This is a genomic window from Acinetobacter sp. ME22 (assembly GCF_022012315.1).
Taxonomy (GTDB): Bacteria; Pseudomonadota; Gammaproteobacteria; order Pseudomonadales; family Moraxellaceae; genus Acinetobacter; species Acinetobacter brisouii_A.
The window spans coordinates 1-367 of sequence record NZ_JAKLTL010000050.1 but is presented as its reverse complement, the minus strand read 5'-3'; the positions used below and the strand labels follow the sequence as shown (position 1 = coordinate 367).

The window sequence follows — 367 nt, the reverse complement described above, 5'->3', positions numbered from 1 at the left end:
CTACCTTATATCGAGTTGGTGGAACAATATGGGCAATTTGAAATAGATCAAAAGCTGACAGCAAACAATGACTTGTCTTATGTAGGCATGGCTGCTATTCGCCCTAACAATTACCACATCAATGCCAGTGTATACAGTGATGCAGGTACAGGGTATGCCCAACAAGCCACTTTGGACTTTTGCCCGTATGCAACATTATCCGCCGACATTGGTTATCTTGATACGTCATTTGTAATTGCCAACGTTGCTGAGTTTGCAAACTTGGCTGCGGGTAATCGCATTCAGATTGACAATGAGTTGATGACTTTCGTTGCTTATGATGCTGCTACTTTAACACTCACAGTTAAGCGCGGAACATATGACACAA

1 pseudogene is annotated in these 367 nt (G+C 42.5%); it reads left to right on the top strand.

Features of this window, described 5'->3' with window-relative positions:
* A pseudogene (locus LVY74_RS17640) lies at positions 1-367 on the top strand (phage tail protein); the annotation flags it as partial.